The 26578-nt window shown below is 63.6% G+C and carries 23 protein-coding genes; 4 read left to right on the top strand and 19 right to left on the bottom strand.

From position 1 onward, the window contains the following. Nucleotides 1-28: 28 nt before the first annotated feature. Nucleotides 29-559, bottom strand: a complete 531-nt coding sequence (locus RA24_RS19295; RefSeq protein ID WP_039193621.1) for a gamma-glutamylcyclotransferase — start codon at nt 557-559, stop codon at nt 29-31. A gap of 67 nt (nt 560-626) precedes the next feature. On the opposite strand from RA24_RS19295, the gene RA24_RS19290 reads away from it, so the two are divergent. After that, complete coding sequence (locus RA24_RS19290) at nt 627-1625, top strand: DUF2125 domain-containing protein (RefSeq protein ID WP_039193617.1); 999 nt, start codon at nt 627-629, stop codon at nt 1623-1625. A gap of 109 nt (nt 1626-1734) precedes the next feature. On the opposite strand, the gene RA24_RS19285 is transcribed toward RA24_RS19290, so the two are convergent. The 5 genes from RA24_RS19285 to RA24_RS19265 all read right to left on the bottom strand — a co-directional run bounded on the left by RA24_RS19285 (nt 1735) and on the right by RA24_RS19265 (nt 7929). Then, nucleotides 1735-2553, bottom strand: coding sequence for an extensin-like domain-containing protein (locus RA24_RS19285; protein ID WP_039193615.1), 819 nt, complete (start codon nt 2551-2553; stop codon nt 1735-1737). Next, nucleotides 2550-3470, bottom strand: coding sequence for a prephenate/arogenate dehydrogenase family protein (locus tag RA24_RS19280; RefSeq protein ID WP_039193613.1), 921 nt, complete (start codon nt 3468-3470; stop codon nt 2550-2552). Before RA24_RS19280 ends, RA24_RS19285 begins: the two co-directional genes overlap by 4 nt. After that, complete coding sequence (gene hisC, locus RA24_RS19275) at nt 3467-4552, bottom strand: histidinol-phosphate transaminase (RefSeq protein WP_039193610.1); 1086 nt, start codon at nt 4550-4552, stop codon at nt 3467-3469. The genes RA24_RS19280 and hisC overlap by 4 nt, the downstream gene beginning before the upstream one ends. Nucleotides 4553-4672: 120 nt before the next feature. Next, nucleotides 4673-6319: a hypothetical protein gene (locus tag RA24_RS19270; RefSeq protein WP_019297859.1), complete on the bottom strand. Its 1647-nt coding sequence runs from the start codon at nt 6317-6319 to the stop codon at nt 4673-4675. A 185-nt stretch (nt 6320-6504) separates the two neighbouring features. Next, nucleotides 6505-7929 carry an aminotransferase class V-fold PLP-dependent enzyme gene (locus RA24_RS19265; RefSeq protein ID WP_039150511.1) on the bottom strand — a complete coding sequence of 475 codons (1425 nt, stop codon included), beginning with the start codon at nt 7927-7929 and terminating at the stop codon, nt 6505-6507. 104 nt (nt 7930-8033) lie between these two features. Between RA24_RS19265 and RA24_RS19260 the strand changes: the two genes are divergently transcribed. Continuing rightward, the gene (locus tag RA24_RS19260; protein WP_019297861.1) at nt 8034-8495 is read left to right on the top strand and encodes an Lrp/AsnC family transcriptional regulator; all 462 of its coding nucleotides are present in this window, start codon (nt 8034-8036) and stop codon (nt 8493-8495) included. A 45-nt stretch (nt 8496-8540) separates the two neighbouring features. On the opposite strand, the gene RA24_RS19255 is transcribed toward RA24_RS19260, so the two are convergent. The 4 genes from RA24_RS19255 to RA24_RS19240 all read right to left on the bottom strand — a co-directional run bounded on the left by RA24_RS19255 (nt 8541) and on the right by RA24_RS19240 (nt 12291). Further along, entirely contained in the window at nt 8541-9113 is a 573-nt protein-coding gene (locus RA24_RS19255) for a PA14 domain-containing protein (protein WP_039193607.1), read from the bottom strand. Nucleotides 9114-9277: 164 nt separating this feature from the next. Beyond that, on the bottom strand, nt 9278-9898 hold the full coding sequence (gene rpsD / locus RA24_RS19250) for a 30S ribosomal protein S4 (RefSeq protein WP_019297863.1): 621 nt from the start codon (nt 9896-9898) through the stop codon (nt 9278-9280). Nucleotides 9899-10110: 212 nt separating this feature from the next. Then, nucleotides 10111-11172 (bottom strand): Hint domain-containing protein, encoded by a 1062-nt coding sequence (locus RA24_RS19245; protein ID WP_039193605.1) that lies wholly within the window; start codon nt 11170-11172, stop codon nt 10111-10113. A gap of 201 nt (nt 11173-11373) precedes the next feature. Then, entirely contained in the window at nt 11374-12291 is a 918-nt protein-coding gene (locus tag RA24_RS19240) for a LysR substrate-binding domain-containing protein (protein ID WP_039193602.1), read from the bottom strand. 208 nt (nt 12292-12499) lie between these two features. Here RA24_RS19240 and katG point away from each other — a divergent pair, with 208 nt between their 5' ends. Continuing rightward, nucleotides 12500-14701, top strand: coding sequence for a catalase/peroxidase HPI (gene katG, locus RA24_RS19235; protein WP_039193692.1), 2202 nt, complete (start codon nt 12500-12502; stop codon nt 14699-14701). 189 nt (nt 14702-14890) lie between these two features. On the opposite strand, the gene RA24_RS19230 is transcribed toward katG, so the two are convergent. The 6 genes from RA24_RS19230 to RA24_RS19205 form a co-directional block, all read right to left on the bottom strand. Continuing rightward, on the bottom strand, nt 14891-16714 hold the full coding sequence (locus tag RA24_RS19230) for a BCCT family transporter (RefSeq protein WP_039174443.1): 1824 nt from the start codon (nt 16712-16714) through the stop codon (nt 14891-14893). A gap of 77 nt (nt 16715-16791) precedes the next feature. Next, entirely contained in the window at nt 16792-17802 is a 1011-nt protein-coding gene (locus RA24_RS19225) for an Ldh family oxidoreductase (RefSeq protein WP_039193599.1), read from the bottom strand. A 12-nt stretch (nt 17803-17814) separates the two neighbouring features. Next, nucleotides 17815-18444 carry a DUF3726 domain-containing protein gene (locus RA24_RS19220; RefSeq protein ID WP_039193597.1) on the bottom strand — a complete coding sequence of 210 codons (630 nt, stop codon included), beginning with the start codon at nt 18442-18444 and terminating at the stop codon, nt 17815-17817. Continuing rightward, the gene (locus RA24_RS19215; protein ID WP_039193595.1) at nt 18441-20129 is read right to left on the bottom strand and encodes a hypothetical protein; all 1689 of its coding nucleotides are present in this window, start codon (nt 20127-20129) and stop codon (nt 18441-18443) included. The genes RA24_RS19220 and RA24_RS19215 overlap by 4 nt, the downstream gene beginning before the upstream one ends. 3 nt (nt 20130-20132) lie before the next feature. Further along, nucleotides 20133-21116, bottom strand: coding sequence for a membrane dipeptidase (locus RA24_RS19210; RefSeq protein WP_019297871.1), 984 nt, complete (start codon nt 21114-21116; stop codon nt 20133-20135). A 136-nt stretch (nt 21117-21252) separates the two neighbouring features. Next, a complete protein-coding gene (locus RA24_RS19205) occupies nt 21253-22698 on the bottom strand; it encodes an aldehyde dehydrogenase family protein (protein ID WP_029204986.1) in 1446 nt (481 codons plus the stop codon). Between the two features lie 104 nt (nt 22699-22802). Between RA24_RS19205 and RA24_RS19200 the strand changes: the two genes are divergently transcribed. Next, nucleotides 22803-23687, top strand: coding sequence for a LysR family transcriptional regulator (locus RA24_RS19200; RefSeq protein ID WP_019297873.1), 885 nt, complete (start codon nt 22803-22805; stop codon nt 23685-23687). A 38-nt stretch (nt 23688-23725) separates the two neighbouring features. Here RA24_RS19200 and RA24_RS19195 read toward each other — a convergent pair whose 3' ends face one another. From RA24_RS19195 to RA24_RS19185, 3 genes are read right to left on the bottom strand one after another with little or no spacing between them, the layout of a single operon-like run. After that, nucleotides 23726-24487, bottom strand: coding sequence for an ABC transporter ATP-binding protein (locus tag RA24_RS19195; RefSeq protein ID WP_039150532.1), 762 nt, complete (start codon nt 24485-24487; stop codon nt 23726-23728). Further along, the gene (locus tag RA24_RS19190) at nt 24484-25533 is read right to left on the bottom strand and encodes a FecCD family ABC transporter permease (RefSeq protein ID WP_039193591.1); all 1050 of its coding nucleotides are present in this window, start codon (nt 25531-25533) and stop codon (nt 24484-24486) included. Before RA24_RS19190 ends, RA24_RS19195 begins: the two co-directional genes overlap by 4 nt. Then, a complete protein-coding gene (locus RA24_RS19185; protein ID WP_019297876.1) occupies nt 25530-26540 on the bottom strand; it encodes an ABC transporter substrate-binding protein in 1011 nt (336 codons plus the stop codon). Before RA24_RS19185 ends, RA24_RS19190 begins: the two co-directional genes overlap by 4 nt. Nucleotides 26541-26578 lie beyond the last annotated feature (38 nt).

Genomic DNA, 26578 nt, shown 5'->3' with positions numbered 1-26578 from the left:
TAAGCAAAGTGTCAAAAGCGCCAAGGCTTTATGCCGTGATTTCCCGCACCCGGCCTGCCAGCCAGTCCAGATCGCTGTCATGCAGGCCGATCTCAGCCAGATGCTCAGCGGTGTTGTAGAGATACTCGGTATTGGGTCCTCGCCCGCCCACGGCGTGGGCGATGATCTGGGCCTGTTCCTCGAGGCTGAGGCCGCCGCAATACTGCACATGATGCGGGTCGATCACGTAGGTGACGGCGGTGACCGTGGAGCCATCCGCCAGCTCGACCACAAGGTCACGCTCCAGATAGGCCGAGGAGATCAGCTCGCGCTCGCGCAGCTCTGCCAGGGTCTGCTCCTCGTGGCCCGCCTCAACCGCCAGGGCGATGCCCTTGCAATGGGCGTCTTCGACCGCGTCCAGCGCCAGCACCAGGCCGGGATTTTCTTCGCTTCCGCGGTGGTGGATCGAGGACATGCAGAAGGAGCGCGCGTAGCCGTGCAGCACCGCGATCTCACGCCGCGCCACAGGAAAACCCGGGTTCCAAAGAAGTGATCCGTATCCGAATACCCACATTGTCATGTCGTCTGGCCCTTTCCGTGCCCTCCCTATAAACAGCAATCCTGGTCCGGACAAAAGAGGCTATCCGATGCGCCTGGCAAAACTGCTGATTGCGGCCTTTCTGGTGTGGAGCCTCTATTGGGCGGCGGCGGCCTGGGGGCTGAAAAACGGCATTGCCGCCTGGTTCGGCGTGCAGGAGAACCGGGGCTGGCAGGCGGAGTATGCAGGGCTGGAGACGCAGGGTTATCCGTTCCGGCACCAGACCCGGATCAGCCGCCCAACGCTGGCGGATCCGCGCAGCGGCACGGCCTGGCGGGCGGACTGGCTGGAGCTGTCGAGCCCCGCCGCATGGCCCGGGCAGCTGGAACTGCATTTCCCGGCGACGGCGCAACGGTTGTCCTATTTCGACCGGACTGCGGTGATTGCTGCTGACGGGCTGCAGGCCAGCCTGCACCTGAAGCCTGGCGCGGCGCTGGAGCTGGAACAGATGGCCGCTGTGGCGGACAGCTGGCAGATTACCCGCAGCGGCGAAACCGTGCTGAGCGGCGCGGCGCTGGACCTGCGCATGGTGCAAACCGAAAGGCCAGAAACCTACCGGATCACCGCAGACGCAAGGGAGTTCGCCCCGCGCGCCGCCTGGCGGCGGCTCTTGGCGGCCAGCGCGCCGCTGCCGGAGCGGTTCGACACGCTGGCGCTGGAGATGGCAGTTGCTTTTGACGCGCCCTGGGACCGCTCCGCACTGGAGCAGCGGCGGCCGCAGCCGCGCCGGATTGATCTGAAACTGGCCGATGCCCGCTGGGGCGATCTGCGGCTCAAGGCCACTGGCACACTGACGGTGGATGAACAGGGGCTGCCGGAGGGCGAGATTGCCCTGCAGGCGGAAAACTGGCGCGGGCTGGTGCTGATGGCTGAGCGCAGTGGCGCATTGCCCCCTTCCTTGCGCAACTCGGTGGAGCGGGTGCTGGGACTGCTGGCCGGCGCCAGCGGCAACCCGCAGAACCTGGATATCACGCTGGGGTTTGCAGACGGATATGTCACCCTTGGACCGCTGCCCATGGGCCATGCGCCGCGGCTGATCATCCGCTAGGCCAAACGCTGGCTTGTATCCATCTGGAGATTTCTTGCGAGGCTCTGCCTCGCGCTTCAGGGTATTTGGGGCCAGATGAACAGTGGATTCTGAATTGCTGCCCGGGGTCTCAGCGGCAATAGGTGCCGCCTCGGTGGCGGGCCACGTCGAGGTGGAAGTGGTCCTTGTGATAGCGATCTGCTTCCGGCCCCAGCACGGTGCCGAAGGGGCCGCAGGCGGCGCGCCAGATCTTTTTCAGCTTCTTGCGGGTCTTGCGGTTCTGCCAGCCGTGCAGCACCGAAACGGTCTCTCCGCTGGCGAGGGTAAAGCCGGAAATGTCGATCGCCCGCGCCTTGCCGTGTTCGGAGATCTTGGCGCCGGGGCGGTTGTTGCGGGTGCGGCAGGCGTAATGGGCGGCGACGCGCAAGCCGACAACCTTGTTGCGGCGGCCAAAAGCGGTTTCGACCTCTCGGTTGATCCAGGTCTTCAGCGCGCGGGCGGTGTTGCAGGTCATCAGCGAGGCCTGGCTGAGGCGCACCCCGGCAATCTCGCGCACCCTCACCGCGTCCTTGGCGCCGCAGCCGGGCAGCGTGCCGGAGACGTGGCCGACGTCGTCACCCTGAATGTCGATGTCACCGCAAACCGAGCCCTTGCGGCGCTGGCGGCGTTTGAACAGCACTTGCTCTGCCAGGCTGTCCGGGCGCGCGAAGGGCAGCAAGGATGCGCCGGGTGCCAGCATCGGTAGACTTGCAGGCCGGGAGGCTGCCGCCAGGCGCTGTTCCGATTTCGGGCGTGAGACCGGGCGGATGCCGGGCAGCGGCGCTACGATGGCTTCAAGGCTCGCGTCCCCCGCAAGGCGAGCGGGCGGCTCCATTGAGGCATCCGGCGTTGCGGCCAGCGCCGCCCCGCCGAACACGGCCGCCAGGATCAGCACGCCTGCGCGGATCACTTCTTTTGCCCCCGCCCGAAGTCCGGCGCGTCAGTGTCCTGGCCGGCTTCGATGATGCCGCGGCGGATGGCTCGGGTACGTGTGAAATAGTCGTGCAGGTGCTCCCCATCGCCGGTGCGGATGGCGCGCTGCAGGGCAAAGAGTTCCTCCGTGAAGCGGCCGAGGATTTCCAGCGTGGCGTCCTTGTTGGTCAGGAACACGTCACGCCACATGGTCGGGTCCGAGGCGGCAATACGGGTGAAGTCGCGGAAACCGGCGGCGGAATACTTGATCACCTCGCTGTCGGTTACCCGGCGCAGGTCGTCCGCTACACCCACCATGGTATAGGCGATCAGGTGCGGTGTGTGCGAGGTGACGGCCAGCACCAGATCGTGGTGGTCAGCATCCATTTCATCGACATTGGCGCCCATCCCTTCCCACAGCGCGCGCAGGCGGGCGGTGGCCTCCGGATCAGTGCCCTCGACCGGGACCAGCAGCGACCAGCGGTTGTCGAACAATTCGGCAAAACCGGATTCGGGGCCGGAATGCTCCGTCCCTGCCAGCGGGTGCGCAGGAACGAAATGAACACCCTCTGGAATATGCGGCTGCACCGCCTCGATCACATGGCGTTTGACCGAACCGACGTCAGACACGGTCGCACCGGGTTTCAGCACCGGCGCGATATCTTCCATCACCGGCCCCATGGCACCGACCGGCACGCAGAGCACCACCAGATCAGCGTCTTTCACCGCTTCGCGCGCGCTGTCGCAGACGCGGTCGCAGAGGCCGATCTTGCGAGCAGTTGCACGCGTTTCTTCGCTCCGGGCATAGCCGGTCACTTCACCCGCCAGCCCTGCGCGTTTCATTGCCCAGAACATTGAGGATGCAATCAGGCCCAGGCCGATCAGCGCGACGCGGCCGTAAACTTGCTCGCTCATGCCTGCCCCTCTTTGAACGCCTTGACGCACTGCGCGATGCGGCGGCAGGAATCCTCGTCGCCGATAGTGATGCGCAGCGCGGTGGGCAGGTTGTACCCCGCCACCCGGCGCACGATCAGCCCCTGGGCCTGCAGATACAGGTCGCAGGCTTCTGCTTCAGCCTGGCTGGAGAAACGGGCCAGGATGAAATTGGTGCTGGAGACGTCCGAGGGCACGCCGAGTTCAGCCAGCGCATTTGCAAGCCAGCTGCGCCACTTGGCGTTCTCGGCCCGGCAATGATCCACGTAATCCGTATCCCGCACCGAAGCCTCGGCACCTGCGAGTGCAGTGCTGGAGGCGTTGAAGGGGCCGCGCACGCGGTTCAGGACATTGATGATCTCCTTGGGGCCGTAACCCCAGCCGATCCGGGCGCCGCCCAGGCCGTAGATCTTAGAGAAGGTGCGGGTCATGAAGACGTTGCTGCGGGAGGCAATCACGGCCGCGCCGGCGTCAAAGCCCTCGACATATTCCGCATAGGCGCCATCGAGCACCAGGAGCGCGCCCGCGGGAATGCCATCGGCCAGCCGGGCAACCTCAGCCTCGCTGATCATGGTGCCGGTGGGGTTGTTGGGGTTGGCGATGAACACCAGCTTGGTCCTGGCGGTGCAACCCGCCAGCAGCGCATCCACGTCTGTGACGCGCTCGCGCTCCTTCACCTCCACCGGGGTGGCGCCGGCGGCCAGTGCGCTGATGCGGTACATCGCAAAGCCGTGTTCGGTATACAGCACCTCATCCCCCGGCCCGGCATAGGCCTGGCACAGGAAAGCGATGATTTCATCACTGCCTGCACCGCAGATGATCTGCTCCGGATCCAGCCCGTGCACCTCGCCGATCGCCTGCCGCAATGCTCCGTGATCCGAGCTGGGATAGCGGTGCATTTTAGCCGCCGCATCCTGCATTGCCTGGACGGCGCGCGGGCTGGGGCCAAAAGGGTTCTCGTTCGAGGAGAGCTTCACAACATTGCTCACCCCTTTCACATGGGCAGCCCCGCCCTGGTAGAGGGCGATGTCCATGATACCGGGCTGCGGTGTGAGTTGAGTCATAATACGGGCTCCTTAATTCCAACCCGTCATAACGGCCCAAACGCTGGCGGGGAAGCACCAAGATGACGCTCCCCCATGCTGCCGCCCCCTCCGGCAGCCTGCCCCGGCCGTGCGCCTGCGTTAATGCGCAGTTGCGGACTTGGGCATTTTCCGTTTGGCCTCTGCCATGATGATCTTCTGGATCTTCTTGCGCAGCTCCATGTCCTTGCGCATCGCCTCATTAGCCTGTTTCTGCATGGTAGAGGCCGATTGCGAGCCGTCGGCGCCGTTCAGCGCCTCACCCGCGTATTTGCTGAGCGACTTGCCGGAGATCTGTTTGGCGATCTCGCCGTAGATGGCGTCACCGTGCAGCTTGATAAAATCTTCGGTGGCCTTGGTGCCGTATTTGGCGATGAGGTCTTTCTTGACCGCGCCCTCCATGGCGGCGGGCGCCAGCTTGGTCTTGAGGAACTTCTCGGCGGCCCCGGTGAAGCCGGAGGAGAATTTCTCCAGCGCCTTGCCCGCGCCTGCGGACATGATGCCTGCGGTCAGGATCTTGGCGATGCTTTCCTTGATCTCCTTGGTGTTGGGCGGGCGGCCCTTTTCGATCAAGGGCTTTGCCAGGCCGATGGTTTCCTTCAGCGCCTCAGTCACCATGGCCTCGCCGGCCTTGGATTTCAGGAACTTCTCGAAGAAGACTTTGACTGCCTTCTTGGGCATCTCGCGCGACAGTCTGGAGGCCGCGGCCTTGGCCAGATCATCGGCAAGACCTGCCGAGAGTTTCGATGTCAGCTTGCCGCCGGCGGCACCTGCCAGCCCCGCGATGAAACTGTCGATAAAGACTTTCTTGGCGGCACCGTCCCAGGTCACGTTGTTGCCCGCCAGATGCTCGCCCAGCTGGCCCGCGCTGGATTTCAGCGCCTCGGTGCTGGCAGCGGCAATGGCGTGGGCCTTGGCGGGCGACATGCCCTTGGTCGCCACCAGCCGTGCGGTCATGTAGGTTTCGACCACGGCAAAGGAGACCTCGCGCACCACCTCCAGCTTCCAGATGATCGCTCCGGCGGTGCTGATGCGTTCGTCGATGAATTTCTTGAAGGCCTTGCCGCCCTTGTTATAGGCCTTGGTCGCCTTGACGTCCTGTTTGTAGACCTTTTTCCAGTCCGGTTTCTTCTTGCTGGTCAGGGTCTTCATCAAGCTCGCTTCGGAGCGCGCGTTCAGGATCGCGGTCCAGGGTGGATCGGTCTTGTCGTTGACCATGCTGACGGCAAACTCGGTCAGCGCATTGAGGAAGGTCTCGTTGCCCTGGCGGGTCTTTTCCACGTCATTGCAGAAATCGACCCAGGATTCGGCCTGGCCGTACATCATTTCGGCTTTGGCCAGCAGCTGGCGGCGCAATTTCTCCTGCCCGGCCTCGAACTCAGCCACGGTAATCAGCTTGGTCTTGCCGTTCTCGACAACCTCAACCCGTTCAATCTTGGCATCAGCGGACACCTGGGCGGCCAGTTTGGGCAGGCCTGCGTTCCAGGTCCGCATGCCGGGATCGACAATGCCGTCGGGCTTCCTGAACCCCAGCTTCTTTTTCTGGAAATCGCGGATGGTGCTGATCAGCCCGGCATCGCATTTGGTGCTGATGTCGACGGGGTAGCCGTTTGCCTTGAGCATCAGGCGCACAAGTTCGACATCTGCCGGGGCATTCTTGACCGGTTTGAATTTGCTTTCGCCGGTTTTCGGGTCCGGCTTGGTAATCCGTTTTTTGTCGCCAACAGGGGCGGAAAGCTTGAGAGCCATGAGTTTGCTCCAACCAATTAACTACTGGTTCAAGCCTGCCATGGCTCCGCTGCGCAGTCGCGGGGGATTTGGAATAGACATTCCCCCTTTAAATCGGGGACGCCGGTACCCACATATCACATGTATGTGAGGTGCTTCCCTGACGCAGGAAAGCACCCGTTTCGATTGGTTCAGGGCGATTGTTATCAGGCTGCCTGAGACTTGAACCGTGCGGTTGCCGGGTCGGCATTATACCGGGCCGCAATCTCCCCCGCCTTCATTGTCAGGTCATTGACGCAATCGATGATGTACTGCGCCTTCTCCTCCTCCATCAGGTAGGAGAAGTTGAGCCGCACCCAGCCGGGTTTCTTCATCTCTTCGCCTGCCTGCAGGTCGGCAAAGAGGGTTTCCGATTCCGGCTGGCTGATGCCCAGCAGGCGGTGCGCGTAAGGACCCGCACAGGCACAGCCGCCGCGGGCCTGGATGCCATAGACATCGCTGAGCATACGGGTGAACAACTGCTGATGCACCGGGTTGCCGGCCGCATCCCTGACCAGGAAGGAAAAGATCGGCAGCCGGTGCGCGTTGCGGTGGCCGAGGATGCGCAAACGCGGATTGGCGGACCAGCCGTCCCAGGCCATCTGCGCGAACCTGGCTTCGCGGGCTTCAATCTGCTCTTGACCCACGGCTTCCTTGACCAGGAACGCCAGGGCTGCGCGGATGTCGCCGATCACGTTGGGGGTGCCGGCCTCCTCTCGGGCGGCCAGATCCTGGCTGTATTCATGCCGCCAGGGAGAAACAAAGCTGACGGTGCCGCCACCGGGCCAGGACGGGCAACGGCGGCGCACCACGGACTGGTTGACGACCAGCACGCCAGAGGCGCCGGGGCCGCCCGGAAATTTATGCGGCGAGACAACGACGGCATCTTTGCGGGCTGCCCCGTTGCCGCCCATGTCGACCGGCAGGTAGGGACCGCCGCCGGCGTAATCCCAGACCGACAGCGCGCCGTGTTCGCGCAGCAGGCGGCTGATGGGATCGGGGTTAGTCACAATGCCTGTGACGTTGGAAGCGGCAGAGAAGCTGCCGATTTTCAGATCGCTGTCCGCGTGCTGTTTCAGCGCCAATTCCAGCACCGCCAGATCCGGGCCGCCTTCTGCAGCCTCCGGGATTTCCACCACCTCGGCCTTGCTTTCGCGCCAGGGCAGGATGTTCGAGTGGTGCTCATACGGGCCGATGAAGACAACCGGGCGGGCGGCCTCGTTCACACCGAACAGGCTGACCAGGCGGTTGAGGCCCGCAGTGGCGCCGGAGCCGGTAAAGATCACTGCATCCTCTGCGGTGGCGCCTGTGATGCGGGCAATCTCAGCGCGCGCCTCACGGCGCAGGCGGGTCATCTGGGTGCCGCAGTAAGAGGCTTCGGTATGGGAGTTGGCGTAGAAGGGCAGCACCTGTCCGGCCACGAAATCCTCCACCTGGCGCAGGGCGCGGCCAGAGGCGACATAGTCAGCATAGACCAGCGGCACCTCGCCATCGAGGCCAGGGATCATCACCCCGTCGCCAATCACACTGCGGCCAAGGGTGCCGTCCTGTGCGGCTTGCTGGATTGTCTGTTTGAATGCTGCCAGGGTCATGTCGCGCCTCCGAATTCTGTTGAGGCATCATGAACGGAAACTGGCGCGTAAACTTTATCAATTACTGAGTGGATAGCGCAACTTTTGTGTCATATGATCGCACTATGAGCAAAAATGCAGATAAGATTGACCGCGCCATTTTGCGTGCCCTGCAACAGGATGCCAGCCTGTCCCAGCGGGAGCTGGCCGATCAGGTGGGGCTGTCGCAAAATGCCTGCTGGCGGCGGCTGAAGGCGCTGAACGAAAGCGGGCTGTTGAAGGGCTCCACCGCGCGGCTGGACCGCAAGCAGCTGGGGCTGGATCTGGTGGTGTTTGTGCTCTTGCGCACCCGGCATCATTCAGCGGACTGGCTGCAGAAATTCCGCCGCCACGTGCTGACCATCCCGGAAGTGGTGGATTTCCACCGCATCGGCGGCGACTACGACTACCAGCTGAAAGTGGTGACCGAGGACATGGCCAGCTATGACAAGGTCTACCAGCGGCTGATCGCAGGCGTGGAGCTGGACAGCGTTACATCCTACTTTGCGATGGAAGCTATCGCTGAGGGGCGCCCGCTGCCCTTGTGAGGATGCTGGCAGGGGATGCGCGCCCCTGCCCCGCAGTCTTGACTGTCAGTGCCCGAAGGCGCTGTCTTTCATCCATTTCGGCCGCTTGCCGTCGGGGCCCATCCGCATGTGCAGGCAGGCGGTGCCCAAACGCTGGAAATAGAGGATGTCAACCGGGTACCAGCCGGCCGAGGGCACCTCGACCTGGGTCACGATTGTGCTGTCGCAGGACTGGCGGCCGTCAAACTCGCCCACCACCTGGCCGCCGATTTTCGCCAGAATGCCATCGTTGGTCAGGAAGTCGATGTTGTGCACGCCCGGCGTGTCCAGTTTCACGTAGCCGGTGATCCGCGCCGCCACATGCATCGGCCGCTTGGCTGTCAGCGTGTTCTGCCCTTCTTCGGTATCGCGGTTGTCCAGCCCGGCAATCGGGCGGCCCGGTTCGCTGCTGATTTTCAAGGCAGATGAGGCTTCGGCCAGGGATTTTACGTCTTGCGGGTAGGCATAGACCACCGCAAGGCCTGGCTTAACGCCGGAAGGCTGCGGGTTTGCAGGTGTGAGTTTCAGAGGTGCGGCGCTAACTGCCGCTGCCGCCATGGTAAGCGCTGCAATGGCAGCTGCTTTCATCAAGATCTTCATTGGTCACTCCCTGTTGTTTTTGGAACAGGATAGACCCAATGGCCTTACCGAGCCACAGCTTTTGGATGCCACCGCCCGCGAAATCCGGCTCCGAGGGAGTTCGAATGAAAAAGGGCTGCCCAAGAGGACAGCCCTTCCGCCAGATGCCCTAGTGGGCAGCGGGCTTAGTTCTTGGCGTAGAATTCGACGACCAGGTTCGGTTCCATCACAACCGGGTACGGCACGTCGCCCAGGCCGGGGGTGCGCACGAATGTTGCGGTCATCTTGGAGTGGTCGGCTTCGATGTAATCCGGCACGTCGCGCTCAGCCAGCTGGGTGGCTTCCAGAAGCGCAACCATCTGCTTGGACTTGTCGCGGACCTCGATCACGTCGCCCTCTTTCACACGGTAGGAGGGGATGTTCACGCGCTTGCCGTTCACGGTTACGTGGCCGTGGTTCACAAACTGGCGGGCAGCAAAGACGGTTGCCACGAACTTGGCGCGGTAGACGACGGCGTCCAGGCGGCGCTCGAGCAGGCCGATCAGGTTTTCACCGGTGTCGCCGGTCACACGCACGGCTTCGCCATAGATGCGGCGGAACTGCTTTTCGGTCAGGTCGCCGTAGTAGCCCTTGAGCTTCTGCTTGGCGCGCAGCTGGATGCCGAAGTCGGACAGCTTGCCCTTGCGGCGCTGGCCATGCTGGCCCGGGCCGTAGTCGCGGCGGTTGACCGGGGACTTCGGACGGCCCCAGATGTTTTCGCCCATGCGGCGGTCGATTTTGTACTTGGCAGACGTGCGTTTGGTCACGGCTGATCTCCTTCTTGTGTTTCGAAGGGCGTTGTCCTCTTGCCTAACGGCATGACAGGGATCCCCTTGCGGGGGCCACCAACACCAATGAAGCCGCGCTTATATAGGGGGATGGGGCAGAGTCAACACGGTGAAAGCGCGTTCTGCAGGAAATCTGCATCGAACCCCGGCCTTGGCCGAAAATAACATCCGGACCTTGCCAGATAAGGGACTCAGGCAGCTTCGTGGCCCAGAATCGCGGCCTCGGACGCGCTTAGATTGCGGCGGGCGTGGGCGCCGTATGACAGCGGATTGCGCTCCAGCCCGGGCTGCAGGCGGAACAGGCGCGCCCGGTCGGTTTCGCTGAGAGCAGTCAGCGATGCATTGGAAGGGTGGAAACTCTCGGTCTCGACGCCATTGGCCCAGAGAACCTGGTGATCAGCCAGCATCAGGTGGATATAGGTGATTTCGCGCACAGATGTATCTGGCTGGATGGTGGTGCCGTTGACCAGATCGCTGGCCGCAACCAGTACCTCAGGAGTGTTGAACAGGGCCTGCACACGGGCCCCGCGCAGCAGCATCCGGTGATCGGGGGAGACCAGCAATTCCTGCTCTGGCCGGTCGATGCCCAAGGCACCGGCATGGAGGCGGACCGGACGCAGCCGCGGCATCACGAACAGCCGAGCACCGCTGATCCGGCGCGAACCGATCCAGAGGATTTCCTGAGCGCCGTTGTCGCGGGTCTGGACCTTTTCACCTTCGCGCAGCTGCTCCACCCGTTTCGGGCCGCCTGGGGTTGCGATCAAGGTTCCCGGTGTAAAGCAGATCACGCCGCTTTCGCCCTGAGGCCGGTCTGTGCAAATAGTGCCCAGCGAATGATGCACCACCCACAGGTCCGTGCCGCGCTGCGGCAATTCATCCACGAACATCAGCAGCGGGCGCTGACCCGGACCGACCTCGATAAGGGTGACGGTGTAGCTTTGCACGCCGTTGGTCACGACAAAGCTGCTGTCCATCAGCGGCTCGTCGACCTCAATGGCGTCCACATCGGTGCGGTTCTGCACTGCGGCCCCCACCAGCCGGCGCACCGACCGGGCTGCCCGGCGGCGCAATTCTGCCTCGCCGTTTGCCATATCCAGCCGCAACACATCCACCGGGCCGTCCACCCGCACAGCATCGCCGTGCCAGGACCAGGCCGCCCCCACATCCAGAGCGTCCACCGGAGCGGCCGGAAGGCCGTCGATTTCTGTTTGCGACCAGGAAACAACAAACGTGCCACGAAAGCCCGTTTTCATCTGCCTGTATGCCTGCTTCAATTCTTTATTATTAACGAAACGTTAACAAAGACATTTGCCTCCGGAAACAGTGAAGCGTGTAAAATGCTTGTGAGCGTGCCCTTTACGCACCATTCTTCATCCGGTTGCAGTTGCCCTTAGGGCATACAATTTTTAGGGAACAAGGCGATGCCAGGCGCCCCGGCACCAGAAACAGGCGCTTCAGCACGCCGAGCCAAAGCTGGTGCGCAAGGATTCCGCCGCCTGCCGGACCACCTCGGCCACCTGCATCAGCTGCCGCGCCAGCGGATTGCTGCGCCGCCAGATCATGCCGATGGTGCGCGAGGGCTGCGGGTCGCGGAAACGGGAAACCGACACCACTGCAGACCGGGTTTCCACCGGCACTGCCATCTCGGGGATAAGCGTTACTCCGATCCCAGCGCTGACCATCTGCACCAGCGTCGACAGGGAGCTGCCATCCAGCAGTTCCCGCGGGGCAGCGGATTGCATGTTGCAGAAAGACAGCGCCTGGTCGCGGAAGCAATGCCCCTCCTCCAGCAGCAGAAGGCGCATCTCACGCAGGCCGTCCGGGCCAGGAACCGGGGTGCCGGCATCTTCGCCGGGACGCACCAGGACAAAGTCCTCCGAAAACAGCGGAACTTCCTCATAGGAGGGCTCGGACACCGGCAGCGCCACGATAGCGGTGTCCAAGCGCCCCTCCCCCAGTTCCTCCAGCAACTTGGGCGTCACAGTTTCACGAACACGGATGTCGGCCTCGGGGTATTGGCGGGTGAGCGTGCCCACGATGGAGGGCAGCAGATAGGGCGCGATGGTGGGAATCACCCCGATGCGCAGCCGCCCTGCCAGCCCGTCGCGCGAGGCCCGTGCCAGCTCGCCCAGTTCATCCACCGAGCGCAGGATGCCGCGCACCCGGGCGGCCAGATCCTCGCCGAGGCTGGTGAGCCGCACCTGCCGCGCACCGCGCTCCACCAGCTGCACCCCCAGCGCCTCCTCCAACTCCTTGATCTGAACAGACAAAGCCGGCTGCGACACGGCGCATGCGTCTGCTGCGCGGCCGAAATGGCGGTGCTGGGCCAGCGCCTCGAAATAGCGCATCTGGCGGAGGGTTACGTTTATCATAGGAATTTATTATCAGAGCGATGAATAAATGCAACTTATCCCAATGATATTTCCCTGCTAGCCTCATCTTCAGAAAGACAGGGAGACCCGGCAATGGCTGCCCGCACCCCGCCTGCATTTCCAGGCGGCGCACATGCTGGCAGTTTGGTTACGGAACGCTTCCGCCTCATCGCAGTTGACCTATTTGAAGCCACGATCGGAGATGGAAATGGACGGAAATACCCCCGCAGGAAAATGCCCGGTGATGCACGGCGCAGCGCTGAATACCGACGCCGGCGGCACCTCGAACCAGGATTGGTGGCCGAACCAGCTGAACCTGAAGATCCTTCACCAGCATTCCCCCAAGTCGAACCCGATGGGAGCGGATTTCAACTATGCCGAAGAGTTCAAGACGCTTGACCTGGAGGCGGTGAAGAAAGACCTGTTTGCGCTGATGACCGACAGCCAGGAATGGTGGCCGGCCGACTATGGCCATTACGGCGGCCTGTTCATCCGTATGGCCTGGCATAGTGCCGGCACCTACCGCACCGCCGACGGGCGCGGCGGCGGCGGGACTGGCAACCAGCGGTTTGCGCCTGTGAACTCCTGGCCGGACAACGGCAACCTGGACAAGGCGCGCCGCCTGCTGTGGCCGGTCAAGCAGAAGTACGGCAACAAGATCTCCTGGGCGGATCTGATGATCCTGGCAGGCAACTGCGCCATTGAATCGATGGGCGGGCCGGTGTTCGGCTTTGGCGGCGGCCGCGAGGATATCTGGGCGCCGGAGGAAGACATCTACTGGGGCACCGAAACTGAATGGCTGGGCGACCAGCGCTACTCTGGCGACCGTGATCTGGAGAACCCGCTGGCCGCGGTGCAGATGGGCCTGATCTATGTGAACCCGGAAGGGCCGAACGGCAACCCGGACCCGGTGGCCTCCGGCTTTGACGTCCGCGACACCTTTGCGCGGATGGGCATGAACGACGAGGAAACCGTGGCGCTGGTGGCGGGCGGCCACACCTTCGGCAAGGCGCATGGCGCGGGCGACCCGGATCTGGTGGGTGCCGAGCCGGAGGGCGGCGCAATGGAGCAAATGGGCTTTGGCTGGGCCAATACGCATGGCACCGGCAAGGGCGGCGACGCGACCACCTCGGGCATCGAAGGGGCCTGGAAGCCGAACCCGACCACCTGGGACATGGGTTATTTCGACGTGCTGTTCGGCTATGAGTGGAAGCTGGTCAAAAGCCCGGCGGGCGCCCAGCAGTGGCAGGCGCAGGACGTGAAGCCGGAGCATATGGTTGTGGACGCCCATGACCCGAGCAAGAGACATGCGCCAATGATGACCACCGCCGACATGTCGCTGCGGATGGACCCGGAATACGAGAAGATCTCGCGCGATTTCCACGCCAACCCGGAAAAATTCGCCGATGCTTTTGCCCGCGCCTGGTTTAAGCTGTGCCACCGCGACATGGGGCCGAAGTCGCGCTATCTGGGGGCGGATGTGCCTGCGGAAGACTTGATCTGGCAGGATCCGGTGCCAGCGGTTGATCACGCCTTGGTGGATGCGCAGGATGTCTCGCAACTGAAGGCAGCAATCCTTGATACCGGGCTTTCGGTTCCGGAACTGGTTTCAACGGCCTGGGCCTCGGCCTCGACCTTCCGCGGCTCCGACATGCGCGGCGGGGCCAATGGCGGCCGCATCCGGATGGCGCCGCAGAAGGACTGGGAGGTGAACGAGCCTGCGCAGCTGACCAAAGTGCTGAAAGCGCTGGAGCAGGTGCAAAGCGAGTTCAACGCCAGCGCTTCGGGCGGCAAGAAGGTGTCCATGGCCGATCTGATAGTGCTGGCGGGCTGCGCCGGTGTCGAGGAAGCCGCCAAGGCGGCAGGCCACCCTGTCGATGTGCCCTTCACACCGGGCCGCACCGATGCCACCCAGGAGCAGACCGACGTCGAGGGTTTCGCGGTGCTGGAACCGGAGGCCGATGGCTTCCGCAATTACCAGAAGGCGGAGTACAGTGTCCCAGCCGAGAAGATGCTGGTGGACCGGGCGCAGCTCTTGACCCTGGGTGCGCCGGAAATGACCGCGCTGGTTGGCGGGCTGCGGGTGCTGGGCGCCAATCATGGCGGTTCCAAGCATGGCGTGTTCACCGACCGTGCCGGCGTGCTGAGCACCGATTTTTTCACCGGCGTCACCGATATGGGGGTGGAATGGAAACCGGCTGGCGACGGCACCTATGAGGGCCGCGACCGGGCCAGCGGTGCGGTCAAATGGACCGGCACCCGTGCGGACCTGGTGTTCGGCTCCAACTCGCAGCTGCGCGCACTGGCGGAGGTCTATGCTCAGGATGACGGCGCCGCGGCCTTTGTACGCGACTTTGTTGCGGCCTGGGTCAAGGTGATGAACGCCGACCGGTTCGACCTGGCGGCCTAAGCGTCCCCTCGGCAAGAGACAGAGACGCCCCGGATTTCCGGGGCGTTTTTTTTGTGCACGGTTTTTTCCCGCCCGCTGCTGCACGGGCAGAAAAAAAGCCGGAGGATTTCTCCCCCGGCTTCCCTGCCCCATCCGGAGCTTTTCGGTGACGGCCGGGCAAACGCGGCAGCGCTGCCCGGTGTCTGTTTCTTACTCGGCCGGAGCCGCAGCTTTTTCACGCTGGCCGTCGCGGAACAGCGCCTTGGCCAGAGAAATGCACATCAGGCCCATTACCATGGTGAAGGGCAACGCGCCGATGATCATCGCGCTTTTCAGCGCCTCCATCGGATCTGCGCCGCCGTTCTGCTTTCCTGCGAACAGCAGGGTGCCAATCACTGCGGTCAGGATCAGGCCCCAAACGATCTTGTGCTTGTTGCCGATGTTCTGGTCGCCGCCGGACATGATGGTGTTCATCACCAGGATGCCGGAGTCTGCCGAGGTGACCAGGAAGGTCATGATCAGCACTACGCACATGATGGTGATGCCGGACAGCAGGCCGCCGTCGATCATGCTTTGCAGGGTCACGAACAGCTTGGCAGTATTGGAGGCACCGATGATGGCGCCATCGGCCGCGCCGTTCAATTCCAGGTCAATGGCGGTGCCGCCCAGGATGGTCATCCAGGCAAAGCAGACCAGTGCCGGTGCGATCACACAGCCGAGGATGAACTCACGCACCGAACGGCCGCGGGAAATCCGTGCCAGGAACAGGCCCACGAAAGGCGAGAACGCGATCCACCAGGCCCAGTAGAAGGTGGTCCAGCCAGCCTGCCAGCCAAACTGGCGCTGTGCTTCACCGGCTGCATAGGTTGCGGCCAGAACGTCGTCGGACAGAGCTGCCGCTTCACCTTCCAGACCGGATTTGAAGCCATCGAAGGAGCCCCAGGCATTGGTTGCACCGCCGCGCAGCGCGTCGGCGTAAGGTGCAGCCTCTGCCGGCAGGGCTGCTGCGAAGTCAGCCGGCGACTGCGGGCCGTAGGCGCCGAAGCTCAGCGAGGTGAAGTGCAGGATGTAGTCCACGAAGGCCGACGCATAGGTGGTCATGGCGAACATGAAGGAGCCGAAGACCACGAAGGTCAGCAGCAGGATGATCGACAGAACCAGGTTCAGGTTCGACAGATACTTCACGCCGCGGCCCACGCCGGAGACAGCCGAGATGATCGACAGGCCCATGATGGCGAACAGGCCGGCCAGCAGGCCAACGGTGCCCGGAGCAGGCGCGTCGCCGCTCATGTCCATCATCCATTCCATGCCGGTGATCGCATAGACGCCGTCCACGAACTGGGAAACGCCGAAGCCGATAGTCACGGACACACCCAGGATGGTAGCAACAACACCCAGCACGTCAACGACGTGGCCAGCGAAGCCGTTCATCAGCTTGCCAAACAGCGGCGTCAGCGCGGTACGGATGGTCAGCGGCATGTCGCGTGTATAGGCGTAGTAGGCCAGCGACAGGCCGGTTACCACATAGATCGCCCAGGCATGGAAGCCGTAGTGCAGGAACGTGTAGCGGAAGCCGGACTGGATGGATTCTTCGGTGTTGCCGGTCACTTCCTGAGCCAGGACCACCGGGTTGGAACCCCAGAGGCCCAGCGGTTCAGCGGTTGCGAAGACCATCAGGCCAACGCCCAGACCGGCACCGAACATCATCGAGAACCAGGAGAAATCCGAGAACTCCTTGCCCTGGCCCGGTCCCCCCATGATCCGTTTACCGGTTTGCGGCAATGCGGCGACCACAAACAGGAAAAAGGCGAAGAAACCGACGATGACGATGTAGAAGGCGTTGAAATCCTCAAGGATCCGCCAGTTGAGGCTGCCCAGAACGCCCGTGGCGTTTGCCGGCCAGACCAGTGCCCAGAGAACCAGGGCGACCATGATCCCCTTGCTGAGCAAGGCGATCTCGACGCTGTGCCCCTTATAGAAGCCATCGTCGGAGGTCTTGATCTCCAGATCCGTAAAAGGTTGCTTTATTGACATGCGTTTCCTCCCGTTTCGCACGTGCCGCACCGGGGTGCGGATTGTCCGGCGGTTCGCGCAACCGCCGGTATCTGGCGTCAGCCCAGCAGGGCTTCGATCCTTGCCAGCGTTGCAACGCTGACAGCGACGCCGTCCTGACGGGCTTGCAAGCGTTTTGCCCGCCGCCCGTCTCCGGGCAGATGTGCGCCGTCTTGGCTGCGCACCGCTTCCACGATCCCGGCCATTCCAGCACCAAAAGCGTCATTTGCTGTCGCACCCGGGTCGATTGCGATGAACATCTGGCCGGTTTTCGGCGGCCCGCCTGCGGTGCCGGAAAACGGCGATGCGTTGATGCCGAGGGTGGCACCGGTCAGCGCGGCGGCCATGATTTCGGTGAGCAGTGCCACGCCCACGCCCTTGTAGCCGCCCGAAGGCGCCATCGAGCCCTTGAGGCCCGCATCCGGATCGGTGGTCGGATTGCCGTCAGCGTCCAGCGCCCAGCCCAGCGGAATCTCCCTGCCCTCGCGGGCGTGCTTCATCACTTCGCTTTTGGCGATGGTGCTGGCGCTCTGGTCGATCAGCAACTCCGGCTCGCCGTCCGCACCAGGAACCGCGACCGAGAACGGGTTGGTGCCAACAACCGGCTTGTTGCCGCCCGAGGGCGCGATCGAGGCCGGCGCGTTGGTAAAGCCCAGCCCCACCAGCCCGGCGCGGGCCAGGCGGGCGGTGTGGTAGCCAAGAACACCGCAGTTGTAGCTGTTGCGGATGGCAAGGACCGCGATGCCCTGCTCCCGTGCTGCCGGGATCAGGGCCTCAAAGCCCATATCAATCGCGGAATGGGCAAAGCCTGTGGCGGCATCCACCGCCACGACGCCGGGGCGCGGGCGGTTCAGAACCGGTGCCGCCTGCCCGTCCACCTTGCCGCATTGCACGTGCTCGGCATAGATCGGGATATAGGCGAGGCCATGGCTGGCCACGCCGTCCGCCTCGGTCGCTGCGGTGGCAACGGCCAGCGGGCGGGCGTTGGCCTCGGAGGTGCCTGCGGCCACCAGGGCACGGAAAGCGATATCCTCGATCTCGGCAAGGGTCAGGGTTTTGGTTTCGGTCATATCGGTGCCTCTTCAGTCGTTGTCCGACAGCCCGGCGCCGGCGCCAAGACGGCGCGACTCCTCGGTGGCCGGAGCGTAGGTTTTTTGGGCAAAGCGGTTCAGAACGGCCCAGGCCGCCTCCTCCGGTTCGGCCCGGGTGCAGGTCGGATATGGGTTTGACAGGCTGCCTGCCGCGCGGATGGTCAGCCGGGCCGCCTCGTTCGGCAGTGTGCCTTCGCATTGCAGCCCAGTTCCGTCGGTGACGGCCTGAAAGCCCTCGCCCTCAACGGTGACACAGGCGCCAAGCTGGCGTGCAGCCAGCGCGGCAAAGGGCAGGATCATCGCGGGCTGGGAAACAGGCCCGATGGCAAGCGGTGCAGATTGCAGCCGGGCGGCGCAATCGGAGAGCGCGGCACCCGTGCCCAGCGGGCAGAGTGGAGCTGCCGCCTGCCACTCCGCTTGCAGGTCCTGCGGCACATGGACGGGCAGGTCCGCGGCGTATCCTGCCTCCAGCAGACTAGCCAGCACGGCGGATCCGTCCAACCCCTGCGCACACAGCCAGCGGGTGGCCTTGGAGGCTTCCTCTGCCAGCCCCCAGTCGTAGCCTGCACCGCGGGCGGCGCGTTTGGCGGTGGCTTCGACTTCGTTCAGCGCATAGCTCATTGGTCTGCCTCCGGATAAACCCACAGGTCGGCGTTGGCGGTGGTCAAATCGTCGGGATAGGGCGCGCCCGCATACATGCAGATCCGCACCCAGCGGTCCGAACGGGGATCGAAATGGGTGGCGCCGAAGAACGAGAGTTTCGCCCGCAGCATATCGATCGGCAGCACCCGGTCGCTGATGGTGTTGCTGCGGATCTCGCCATAGGGCGCCACTTGGCTCATCTGCGCCCGGCGCACGGTGTGGCGGTGTTCCGGGTGGCGCAGCAGGAAGGCTGCAACAGGTTCCCCCCCGTCCCAATCTGCCAGCGCCGCATGAGCCGCAGCGGCGTCGCGGGCCGGAGCCAGCGGCTGCTCGTACTCGGCAATCGGCTCGTCAAAGCGTTCGCCCATGCGCGGCTCCAGCTTCTCCTCCGAGACATACCAGGCGCGGGCGCAGTTTTCGCGCGCAGACCAATCCAGATGCAGCGCCCAGCCAAAGCTGTTCTGCAGCAGCTCCCGAACCTGCGCGACCGGCATGGCGCCGTTGATGATGAAGGCATCCTTGTTGGCGTCGGACATGCAGTCCGACAACCCGTCCACCAGGTCCCCATAGGGTTCCAGGATCAGCGAGGCCGCCAGTTCCTGACCTTCAAGGCTCAGCTCCGTTTCGCTCCAGCGGATCAAGCGGTCCCAGGGTTTATCGTTGAGCAGATCATCTGCGGCGGCCCATGCGGCCAGCGCCTCCAGGTCTTTGTGAAGGCTGGCCAGCTTCTCAACTTGCACCGGGTGTTCCGAATGCCAGCGCGCCGCCGACAGTTCGCTCCGCCGCAGCATGCGACGGAAGCAGGCGGCTTCCTCAGCGGTGGCGGTCTCGACCGAGCGCACGCGGGCAATCGCCTCTTCCCGTGCCATGATCCAATTGTTGAACAGCACCGGGTGGTTGACGATGTAGGGCGCCATGCCCAGGCCGGTGGAATTGCCGATACCCAGCCGTCGCGCGGTTTCGGGTGCCAGCCGTACCGCGTTTTCGCCACCCTTGGCTCGCGCCATATGCTCCACCAAATCGCGCACAAAGACGCGGGTCAGATAGACCGACAGCATCTCCGCCTGGAACGGCGCGTTAAGCTCAGAGCGATCCGCGATGGCCTCGCGGTCGGCGGCGCCCAGCTTACCGGAGCCGTAGACGGCGGTGGTGCGCATCAGGTAGCCGACCGCGTCCACCTGCGCGGGGTCCGGCTGGCGGCCCTGCGACAGCGCATCAACGAAATGCGCCCAGAGGCGCACCGAGCGGTTCGCGCGGGAGACCGACAGGGACTTCTCGTTAACCCGGCCGGCCTCCTGATACGGGACGTTTTTGGACAGGCGTTCAATATCCGCTTCCGTGGGCACCCCATCGAACAGGGTGAAGGTTGCATCCCATGCGGTGGCGATCACCCGGTCCGAACGCATCTCCGGCGGCAGGTCATGGGCAAAGGCAATCAGGGAATAGGTCCGCGCAGGGCCGGTAGCGGTATAAACCGCCATGCCGACCCCCTTGGCATCGATATCGAACTTGGGGCGCGCAAAGCTCCAGTTTTCCCGGGCCATGCGGCGTGTCAGCACCCGCATGAAGCTGAGGCGGCACTGGTGCAATGAGCCAAGCCGGCTGAGGCGCATGACCTGCGCCGGGTCCCGTCGTGATATCGTTGTCTGCGCGGTTGTTTCCATGACCTATCCCTTTGGGCCAAAGTTTTCGGCAAAGAACCGGTACCAGTTCCCGCCCATGATGCCGCTGACCTCGTCATCGTTCATGCCCGTCGCGCGAAGGCCTTCTTCGATGTTTCCAAAGTCGCGGTTGTCCTTGAACCAGCTTGGCATTTCCGGGAAGCCCGGCGCGGCGGCTGATCCTTCGCCGTAGTCGATCTCTTTCGTCCAGCGGCCGACCCGCATCCATTCAACGATGCTGTCGGGCTGGTCCTGGCAAAGATCGGTGCCGATCCCGAGATGCTCCACCCCATATTTCTCGGCGGTGCGTGCGATCATCTCGCAGAAGCTTTGCAAGGTGCAGTTAGATTTATCTTTCAGATGGTGCGGATAGACCGAGAAGCCCAGCATGCCGCCGTGGCCGGTCACCGCGCGGATCACGTCGTCCTTCTTGTTGCGCAGCGCGGGCGACCACTCGTGCGGGTTGGCATGAGTTATGGCGATGGGGCGGGTAGAAATCTCCGCCGCTTCGATGGTGGAGCGGTCGGCGGAGTGGCTCATGTCCACGACCAGGCCGACCCGGTTCATCTCCTTGATCACCTGCTTGCCCATGCGGGTGATCCCCATGTCCTCAGCCTCGTAACAGCCGGTCGCCAGCAGCGACTGGTTATTGTAGGTGAGCTGCATGAAGCGGGCTCCGAGCGTGTGCAGGATCTCGACCAAGCCGATGTCATCCTCCATCGGCGAGGGGTTCTGGAAGCCGAAGAACACCGCGGTGCGGCCGGTTTCGCGGGCCTTGTCAATGTCAGAGGCCCACTGCCCCTTCATGATCAGATCCGGGTACTGCTCGAACCAACGGTTCCATTTCTCGAAGTTCAGGACCGTCTCGCGGAAGGTCTCGTGATAGGCAATGGTGACATGGATCGCGTCCACGCCGCCCTCGCGCAGCTGGCGGAAGATTTTCCCGGACCAGTTGGCATATTGCAGGCAGTCGATACGGTATCCGGTCATTCAAGCACCTCGGTTATCAAAGTCGCGCACCCGGCCCTAGGCGGCGGGCAGGATGCGCCCGCCACAGGGGAAACAAGGAGGGCGGGCGCTTCCGCAAACTGGCAGGCCGGTCTTCGGCGCGGCCAGGATTTCAGTCTCAGACCGGCTTGCCGGCGCTGATGTAGGCGGTCTTAACGGTGGTGTAGAATTCCGCCGCCGCCTTGCCCTGCTCGCGCGGGCCATAAGAGCTGTCGCCACGGCCGCCGAAGGGCACGTGATAGTCGGTGCCTGCGGTCGGCAGGTTGACGGTCACCACACCGGTGCGCGCGTTGCGGCGGAAATGGGTGGCGCGGGCCAGCGACTGGGTGACGATGCCGGAGGTCAGGCCGAAATTGGTATCGTTCACCACCGACAGCGCCTCGTCATAGCTGCCGACCTTGATAACGCTGGTCAGCGGCGCGAACATTTCCTCGCGGTTGATGCGCATGTCGTTGGTGGTGTTCAGGAACACGCCCGGCGACATGTAGAAACCCTCGTGCGGCATCTCCAGGCGCTGGCCGCCGCATGCCAGCTCCGCACCTTCGGATTTGCCAAGGTCGGCATAGGCCAGGTTCTCGTTCAGCTGCTGCTCGCTGACCACCGGGCCCATCTGCACGCCCGCTTCCAGCGCGTGGCCCACTTTCATCGCCTGCGCACCCGCCACCAGTTTTTCAACAAAGGCGTCGTGCACGGCTGCGTGGACCACGAGCCGGGAGGAAGCGGTGCATTTCTGGCCGGTGCCACCAAAGGCGCCGCCCAGCGCCAGGGTGACGGCTAGGTCCAGGTCGGCGTCGTCCATCACGGCCAGCGCGTTTTTGGAGCCCATCTCCATCTGCACCTTGGTCAGGTTCTGGATCGCGGCAGCAGCGATGCCCTTGCCCACCGGCACCGAGCCGGTGAAGGAAATGGCGTTCACCTTGGGGCTTTCGACCAGACGCTGGCCGATCGAACGGCCGGAGCCCATCACCAGCGAGAACAGGCCCTTGGGGATGTCCTGACGCTCGATGATCTCGGTCAGGGCCACGGCGGACGCCGGGGTGATGTTCGCGGGTTTCCACACCACTGCGTTGCCGTAGCAGAGCGCCGGCGCGATTTTCCAAGACGCGGTTGCGGTCGGGAAGTTCCAGGGGGAGATGATTGCCACCACGCCCACGGCCTCGCGGCGCACGTCCACTTCGATGTCGGGGCGAACTGAGTCGGCGTTTTCACCGATCTGGCGCAGGCATTCGGCGGCGTAATAGGTGAAGAACTGGCCGGCGCGGTAAACCTCGCCCTTGCCCTCGGCCAGCGGCTTGCCTTCTTCGCGGCTCAGCAGCGTGCCCAGTTCCTCGGCGCGGGCCATCAGCTCATTGCCGATGTTCATCAGTACCGCCTGCTTGCGCTCCAGGCCGTAAGCGGCCCATTCGGCTTGGGCGATCTGCGCCTGATCCAGGGTCGCTTCCAGCTGATCGGAGCTGGCCTGGGCAAACATGCCGACCAGATCGCTCAGATCCGAAGGGTTGCGGTTTTCGATTTCGCTTTCGCCCGCCAGCCATTCGCCGGCAATCAGGTTCAGTTTGGTCACGGAGAAGCCCCAGATGCTGAATTTCAGGTTTGCAGCAGGATGGACTCCACCAACAGCATCAGTCAAACTCAATAAACTGTAAAGAACTTCAGGATTTTTGAAGCATGGCATTGAAAATCGAAATGCTGCGCGCCTTCTGCACTGTGGCCCAGACCGGCAACTTGTCCGAGGCCGCCAACCGGCTGGGCCGGACCCAATCCGCCGTTTCAATGACGCTGAAGCAGATGGAGGAGCATCTGGGCAAACGGCTGTTCGAGGGCGAGCGCAAAAACCAGCTATCGCCTTTGGGCGCGCAGGTTTTTGAACTGGCCCAGCAGCAGGTCCGGCGTTTCGACCAAACCGTGCAAAGCATCGAATTGGCGGCAGAAGCAGCCCACGGCCTGTTGCAGATCGTGTCGGTTCCATCGGTTGCGGCACTGGTTTTCCCGGCAGTGCTGGAGCACATGACGGCACGGCATCCGGGCCTCAAGGTGGAACTGCGCGACACCGACACCCAGGAGGTGCTGGATGCACTGGCGGAGGGAAAGGCCGATATCGGCATCGCCTCCGGCTATCATCCGCTGAATGGCGTCAGGGCCGTGCCTCTGTTCGAGGACCGCTTTGGCTTGGTCTGTTCCACCGATCATCCGCTGTACCAGCAGGAGGCTGCCCCTACCATTGCTGATGTGATCGGTGCATCCTTTGTCCGCAACGCCCTATGCAGCCTGATCCGTAACGAGCGCTTCGTTGAGGCCAGCAGTAATGCCGACGTGACGATCCACAACACCCATTCGCTGATCACCATGGTCCGGACCGGAAAATGGGTCACGGTTCTGCCACAGACAGTTGCCCGGTTCATGCCGGAGGCCACTGCCTTCCGCCCGATTGCCGACCTTCCCGACAAGCGGGAGGTTTACCTGTACCAGCGCGAACGGTCCCGCTTTTCCGCACTGACAGAGGAGTGCTGCGCCTTCATTCAGTCCTGCGACCTTTCCGGCGAGCTAAGCTGAAACATCCGGCATGGCTGGGCGCCAGTCCCCCTGATGTCTCAGGTCAATTGGAAGGACAGAAAGGGACCCGCGCCTTCGGCATCCTGGACCCAGCGTGCTTGGATGCCGAAAATCTCAGATACGGTTTCCGGAGCCAATGCCTGGCTGGGTGCGCCGCAGGCCACCAGGCGCCCGTGTGACAGCACCGCCACACGGTCGCAAGTCAGGGCCTGGTTCAGGTCATGCAGGGCCACCACGGTTGTCACCTGCAGGTTCCGGATGCAGTTCAGGATGGACAGCTGGTGGTGGATGTCCAGATGGTTTGTCGGCTCATCCAGCAGCAGAAGCCCCGGCCGTTGCGCAAGGGCGCGGGCAATGTGCAGCCGTTGCCGTTCGCCGCCGGACAAAGTGGCCCATTCGCGGCGCGCGAAGCCCTCCATTTCCACCGTATGCAGCGCCTTGTCCACCAGCTGGGTGTCGTCGCTGCTCCAGGGTTTCAGCGCCGACAGCCAGGGGGTGCGGCCCAGCTCGACGACGGACTGTGCGGTGATGCGCTCAGCCGTGTCGGCCTGCTGTTCGACAATGGCGATCCGCTGGGCGATCTCCCGGCGGGTCAGCCGGGCCAGCGGTTGGTCCTCCAGCAGCACTTCGCCATGCGAGGGTTTGGCCAGGCCCGACAGCAGCCGCATCAGGGTTGATTTGCCGGAGCCGTTCGGGCCCACCAGCGCCAGCGTCTCACCCGGCTGCACCGCCAGCGAGACGTCCTGCAGCAGAGTTTTGCCGCGCACTGAGAAAGACAGGTTGCGGGCTTCGATCCTCATCTCGCAGTCCTTTGCCCGCGCACCAGAATCACCGCAAAGGACGGCGCCCCGATCAGGGCGGTGACCACCCCGATGGGAAGCACCTGGCCGGGGATGATGATGCGGGAGACGATATCGGCGGCGATCAGGAACACGGCGCCAGTCAGCGCCGCTGCTGGCATCAGCCTGCGGTGGCCGGGGCCTACCAGGAACCGTGCCGCATGCGGGATCACCAGGCCGACAAAGCCGATGGAGCCGACGATCGACACCATCACCGCGGTCATCAGCGCGGTGGCGAAGATCAGAACCACCTGCACCCGCCGGACCGGGATGCCAAGCGAAGCGGCGGAATCGCTGCCAAAGGTGAAGGCGTCCAGAGCACGGGCATGAAAGCGGCAGATCATCCAGCCCGCCAGCGCCAGCGGCACCGCCAGCCACACATCCGGCCAGCGCACGCCGCTGAGGTTGCCCATCAGCCAGAACATGATGCCGCGGGCCTGATCCGCATTGGCGGACTTGGCGATAATGAAAGCGGTCAGCGCATTGAATAGCTGCGAGCCGGCAATGCCCGCCAGCACGATCTGCGCAGCTGCGGCGCGGTTGCCCCCTGCCCCGGCGGCCCGCGCCAGAATGGCGACAAAGCCAAACGCCAGCAGTGCGCCGTTAAAGGCACCAAAGGACAGTGACAGGGCGCCGCCGCCAAGTCCTGCAATGGTGACCGCCACCGCCCCGGTCGAGGCACCGGCCGATATGCCCAGAATGTAAGGGTCCGCCAGCGCGTTGCGCAGCAAGGCCTGCAGCACTACACCCGCAACCGCCAGCGCCGCCCCGCAGGCTGCAGCCACCAGCGCCCGCGGCAGCCGGTAGCTCCAGATGATGCCCTGATCCACCGGGTCCACCGGTAGGCCCGCCCCGGCCAGCTTGTTGGCCAAAACGGACAAGACAAGGTCAGGCGCAAGCGAGGTTTCCCCGATCATTGCGCCTGCCAGAACCGCCGCGGCCAGCACCGGCAGGGCAAGGCAAGCGCCCCGGAAGCCCTGCCAGGCCAGTACGGCGGCTGCACTCATGCGCCGTTGCCGATCGCGCTGAGTTCTTCCGCCAAGTCTTCCAGCGCCGGGATGGCGCGGATGGTGGCGTCCATCGCCTGGGCGTCCATCACCACGATGCGGTTGTTTTTAACCGCATCCATCTGGCTGGCGACCGGGTCATTGCGCAGGAACTCAAGCTTCTTCTCGTAGTCATCAGCGGCAAAGCGGCGGCGGTCCATACGGGCAATCACGATCACCGTCGGGTTGGCTTTCGCGATGGTCTCCCAACCGACGGTCGGCCATTCCTCGTCGGTCTCAATGACGTTTTTCAGGCCCAGCTGCTGCATCATGTAGCCCGGTGCGCCCTTCTGGCCGGCCACGAACGGGTCGCTTTCCATCTCGGGCGAGGAGAACCAGAACACAGCGGAGGCGTCGTCCAGCGCAACCTCTTGCGCCTTGGCCACAGCCGCGGCCTCACGAGCCTTGTAGTCGGCGACCAGCTCAGCGCCTTTTTCTGCCTCGCCGAAGATCGCCGCCAATTCCTCAATGCCCTGATAGAGGCTGTCGGTGGTGAACATCTCGGTCCGGGTGCCGTCGCCGCCGGTGGTGTTGTCCTTGCCGACGCAGTCCGCGGGCATCACATAGGTCGGGATACCAAGATCATGAAACTGCTCGCGCTTGGCGACGATGCCTTCGGGACCGATATGCCACTCATACTGGGCAGCCACCAGGCCCGGGCGCTTGGCCACAACGCTTTCAAAGCTTGGGTCATTGTCGGCCAGGCGCTCAACCTTGTCGTTCAGTGCGGCGTACTCGGGCAGAACATCGTTGAACCAGACCGAGGTGCCCAGCACCTTGCCACCCAGACCCAGCGCATAAAGTACCTCTGTTGCGGCTTGGCCAACGGTCACGGAGGACGCAACCGGTGCCTCGAAAGTGACGGTTTCACCGCAGTTTTGAATAGTCAGCGGAAAGTTTTCGCTGGCTGCTGCGGCCTGAGCTGCCGCAACGAATGAAAGGCCCATGAGGCCGGAACGCAGAAACATGATCTTCGATCTCCATGTGTCAATGACCGGAGAACGGG

Origin of the sequence: Leisingera sp. ANG-M6 (assembly GCF_000813905.1) — a bacterium.
Taxonomy (GTDB): Bacteria; Pseudomonadota; Alphaproteobacteria; order Rhodobacterales; family Rhodobacteraceae; genus Leisingera.
This window is presented reverse-complemented; position numbering and strand designations above follow the sequence as displayed.

Coding starts and splice junctions, on each gene's coding strand:
- RA24_RS19265 (WP_039150511.1), bottom strand. CDS start 7,929: ATGACCCTGGCAGCATTCAAACAGACAATCCAGCAAGCCGCACAGGAC.
- RA24_RS19295 (WP_039193621.1), bottom strand. CDS start 559: ATGACAATGTGGGTATTCGGATACGGATCACTTCTTTGGAACCCGGGT.
- RA24_RS19195 (WP_039150532.1), bottom strand. CDS start 24,487: ATGAGGATCGAAGCCCGCAACCTGTCTTTCTCAGTGCGCGGCAAAACT.
- hisC (WP_039193610.1), bottom strand. CDS start 4,552: ATGACTCAACTCACACCGCAGCCCGGTATCATGGACATCGCCCTCTAC.
- RA24_RS19200 (WP_019297873.1), top strand. CDS start 22,803: ATGGCATTGAAAATCGAAATGCTGCGCGCCTTCTGCACTGTGGCCCAG.
- RA24_RS19255 (WP_039193607.1), bottom strand. CDS start 9,113: ATGAAGATCTTGATGAAAGCAGCTGCCATTGCAGCGCTTACCATGGCG.
- katG (WP_039193692.1), top strand. CDS start 12,500: ATGGACGGAAATACCCCCGCAGGAAAATGCCCGGTGATGCACGGCGCA.
- RA24_RS19190 (WP_039193591.1), bottom strand. CDS start 25,533: ATGAGTGCAGCCGCCGTACTGGCCTGGCAGGGCTTCCGGGGCGCTTGC.
- RA24_RS19215 (WP_039193595.1), bottom strand. CDS start 20,129: ATGGAAACAACCGCGCAGACAACGATATCACGACGGGACCCGGCGCAG.
- RA24_RS19245 (WP_039193605.1), bottom strand. CDS start 11,172: ATGAAAACGGGCTTTCGTGGCACGTTTGTTGTTTCCTGGTCGCAAACA.
- RA24_RS19260 (WP_019297861.1), top strand. CDS start 8,034: ATGAGCAAAAATGCAGATAAGATTGACCGCGCCATTTTGCGTGCCCTG.
- RA24_RS19225 (WP_039193599.1), bottom strand. CDS start 17,802: ATGACCGAAACCAAAACCCTGACCCTTGCCGAGATCGAGGATATCGCT.
- RA24_RS19270 (WP_019297859.1), bottom strand. CDS start 6,319: ATGGCTCTCAAGCTTTCCGCCCCTGTTGGCGACAAAAAACGGATTACC.
- RA24_RS19185 (WP_019297876.1), bottom strand. CDS start 26,540: ATGTTTCTGCGTTCCGGCCTCATGGGCCTTTCATTCGTTGCGGCAGCT.
- RA24_RS19280 (WP_039193613.1), bottom strand. CDS start 3,470: ATGAGCGAGCAAGTTTACGGCCGCGTCGCGCTGATCGGCCTGGGCCTG.
- RA24_RS19210 (WP_019297871.1), bottom strand. CDS start 21,116: ATGACCGGATACCGTATCGACTGCCTGCAATATGCCAACTGGTCCGGG.
- RA24_RS19290 (WP_039193617.1), top strand. CDS start 627: ATGCGCCTGGCAAAACTGCTGATTGCGGCCTTTCTGGTGTGGAGCCTC.
- RA24_RS19240 (WP_039193602.1), bottom strand. CDS start 12,291: ATGATAAACGTAACCCTCCGCCAGATGCGCTATTTCGAGGCGCTGGCC.
- RA24_RS19220 (WP_039193597.1), bottom strand. CDS start 18,444: ATGAGCTATGCGCTGAACGAAGTCGAAGCCACCGCCAAACGCGCCGCC.
- RA24_RS19230 (WP_039174443.1), bottom strand. CDS start 16,714: ATGTCAATAAAGCAACCTTTTACGGATCTGGAGATCAAGACCTCCGAC.